The following is a 3,106-nucleotide window of genomic DNA, read 5'->3' as shown; positions in this document are numbered from 1 at the left end:
CCACCCGCCCCCGCGTCCGCGGGGTCCGCGGGGTGTCAGTGGTGGAAGGCCGTCCTGGCCGGCACCCCGAGGTCCTTGAGCGGGACCGGCTGGCGCCGCAGCTCCGGCAGCAGCCGTTCGAGGTCGCCCAGCAGGAGGTCCGCGAGGTCGCGGGAGAAGCCGTTGCGGCAGACCACCCGCAGCACCGCGAGGTCCTCCCGGTTGGCCGGGAAGGTGTACGCCGGGACCTGCCAGCCGCGCTCGCGCAGCCGCCGCGACACGTCGAAGACGTCGAACGGCACCTCGTCCGTCGTGGTGAGCGCGAACACCGGCAGCTGGTCGCCGCGGGTCAGCAGCCGGAAGCCGCCGAGCCCCTCGATCCCGTCGGCCAGGTACTGCGCCACCTCCCGGCAGGCCCCCTGGACGGCCCGGAAGCCGGCCCGCCCGAGCCGCAGGAAGACGTAGTACTGGGCGATCACCTCGGCGCCGGGCCGGGAGAAGTTCAGCGCGAAGGTCGGCATCTCGCCGCCCAGGTAGTTGACCTTGAACACCAGCTCCTCGGGCAGCGCCTCGTGGTCCCGCCACAGCGCCCAGCCGACGCCCGGGTAGACCAGCCCGTACTTGTGGCCGGAGGTGTTGACGGAGGCGACCCTCGGCAGCCGGAAGTCCCAGACCAGGTCCTCGTCCAGGAACGGCGCGATCATGCCGCCGGAGGCGCCGTCCACGTGCACCGGGACGTCCAGGCCGGTGCGCTGCCGGAGGTCGTCGAGCGCGGCGCAGATCTCCGCGACCGGCTCGTAGGAGCCGTCGAAGGTGGAGCCGAGCACGGCGACCACACCGATGGTGTTCTCGTCGCAGAGCTCCACCGCCTGCTCGGGGCCGAGGTGGAAGCGCTCGCCGTCCATCGGCGCGGTGCGGGCCTCGACCTCCCAGAAGGTGCAGAACTTCTCCCAGCAGACCTGCACGTTGACGCCCATCACCAGGTTGGGCCGGGCACCGGCCGCGTAGCGCTCGGCGTTGCGGCGGATCCAGCGCCGTTTGAGCGCCAGGCCGGCCAGCATGCAGGCCTCGCTGGATCCGGTGGTGGAGCAGCCGACGGCGGCGTCCGGGTCGGGGGCGTGCCACAGGTGGGCGAGGATGGACACGCAGCGCCGCTCCAGTTCGGCGGTCTGCGGGTACTCGTCCTTGTCGATCATGTTCTTGTCGAGACACTCGGTCATCAGCCGGGTGGCCTGCACCTCCATCGAGGTGCTGACGAAGGTCGCCAGGTTGAGCCGCGCGTTGCCGTCCAGCAGCAGTTCGTCGTGGATCAGCTGGTACGCCGTGTCGGCCGGGACGGGGCCGTCGGCGAGCCGGTGCAGCGGGGGCGCCAGCTCCATCGCGCCGAGCGGGTCGGCGGCGGTGCCGAGGAACGGGCCGACGGTCAGCCGGCGGTCGTCACCGGTCCCCTTGTGCAGTGCCATGGGATCCTGCCGCCCTTCCGTGCGGTGGCCGCGTCGTCTCCCACGCTGCCACCGGTTTCCGGGTGACGCATCTTCACCGCCGGCGCGGACCCGGGGGCCCTCAGCCGGCCGTCTCCGGGTGGATCTGCTCGCGGGCGGCCCGGTACTGCTGGCGGACCGCGGAGCCGACCGGCAGGTCGTGCTCGGCGTCCGGGGCCGCGGTGACGGCCTCCGGAAGGTCCCACCGCGGCGGCTCGGGGGTCCCGGCCAGCGCCCAGGCCGCCTGCCGGGCCGCGCCGCGCGCCGCGTGCGCGCCGGGCGGCGGGACGACCACCGGCACGCCGAACAGCTGCGGAGCGACGTGCCGCACCGCCGGCAGCCGTCCGGCGGCGCCCAGCAGGAAGACCCGCTTCACCTCGACGCCGCGGGCGCGCAGCACGTCCAGGGCGTCCGCGCTGTTGCAGAGCATGCCCTCGACGGCGGCCCGGGCCAGGTGCTGAGGGGCCATCGACTCCGCCCGCATCCCGGTCAGCGTGCCGGCCGCGTGCGGCAGCGCGGGCGTCCGCTCGCCGTCCAGGTAGGGGAGCAGCACCAGCCCGTAGGCGCCGGGGGAGGACTGCAGGGCGAGGTCGCTGAGGCCTTCCAGGTCGCGGCCGAGCAGGGCGGCGGTGGAGCGGAGCACCTGGGCGGCGTTCAGGGTGGCGACCATCGGCAGGTGGCGGCCGGTGGCGTCGGCGAAGGAGGAGACCAGGCCGGTGGCGTCCACCACGGCCCGCTCGTGCACCGCGAAGATCGTCCCGGAGCTGCCGAGCGAGACCACCGCGTCGCCGGGGCCCAGGCCCAGTCCGAGCGCGGCGGCCATGTTGTCGCCGGTGCCGGCCGAGATCAGCAGGCCCTCGGGGGTGTGGCCGGCGGGCTCGGCGGGGCCGAGCACGTCCGGCAGCCTCAGCTCGTGGCCGAGCGCCAGCTCGACCAGGTCCTGCCGGTACTCGCCGGTGACCGGGGACCAGTAGCCGGTGCCGGAGGCGTCGCCGCGGTCGGTGGTGCGGCGCTTGGGGTGGCCGAGCAGCTGCCAGACCAGCCAGTCGTGCGGCAGCAGCACCTCGGCGATCCGCCGGGCGTTGGCCGGTTCGAACTCGGCCAGCCAGCGCAGCTTGGCGATCGTGTACGCGGGGCTGGGGACGGCGCCGATGGCCGCCGTCCAGGCCGCCGGGCCGCCCAGCTCGTCCAGCAGGGCCGCGGCGGCGCCGCTGGAGCGCGGGTCGTTCCACAGGATCGCGGGCCGGACCTGCACGCCGCCGGCGTCCAGGCCGATCATGCCGTGTTGCTGGGCGCTGACGCCGATCGCCCGGACGCCCTCCAGCAGGCCGCCGGCCGCCGCGTCGCCGAGCGAGTGCAGCCACATCTGCGGGTCGGCCTCGCCGGGCCGGGCGTCGGGCTCGTCGGGCGCGGGGTGGGGGGCCTTGCCGGACCGCAGGACGGCGCCGGTTCCGGCGTCACACGCGACGATCCGGGTGCGACCGGTCGAGCTGTCTATCCCCGCGACGATGGCCATAGTCGAGATCATGCCTCAGCGGGCGTGCGGGGGGGGGGGCCCCCCGGCCGGGGGGGCCCGGCGGGGCCGCCCCCCCCCCCCCCGCGGCGGCGGGGCGGCGGCCCCCCCGCCCCCCCCCCGGCACGCCGGG

2 protein-coding genes are annotated in these 3,106 nt (G+C 75.7%); both read right to left on the bottom strand.

The genetic code is table 11. From position 1 onward, the window contains the following. Positions 1-35: 35 nt before the first annotated feature. Positions 36-1,442, bottom strand: a complete 1,407-nt coding sequence (locus ACFXAM_RS38330) for a glutamate decarboxylase (protein ID WP_380298528.1) — start codon at positions 1,440-1,442, stop codon at positions 36-38. A 100-nt stretch (positions 1,443-1,542) separates the two neighbouring features. After that, the gene (locus ACFXAM_RS38325) at positions 1,543-2,976 is read right to left on the bottom strand and encodes an FGGY family carbohydrate kinase (protein WP_380298527.1); all 1,434 of its coding nucleotides are present in this window, start codon (positions 2,974-2,976) and stop codon (positions 1,543-1,545) included. Positions 2,977-3,106 lie beyond the last annotated feature (130 nt).

The sequence above is a fragment of the Kitasatospora sp. NPDC059462 genome, from assembly GCF_042749955.1.
Classification (GTDB): Bacteria; Actinomycetota; Actinomycetes; order Streptomycetales; family Streptomycetaceae; genus Kitasatospora.
Note: the sequence above shows the minus strand (reverse complement) of the source record. Positions and strands in the feature narration are given on the sequence as shown.

Bases quoted from the DNA above. Each gene is read 5' to 3' on its own strand.
- ACFXAM_RS38325 (WP_380298527.1), bottom strand. From the start codon at position 2,976: ATGGCCATCGTCGCGGGGATAGACAGCTCGACCGGTCGCACCCGGATC.
- ACFXAM_RS38330 (WP_380298528.1), bottom strand. From the start codon at position 1,442: ATGGCACTGCACAAGGGGACCGGTGACGACCGCCGGCTGACCGTCGGC.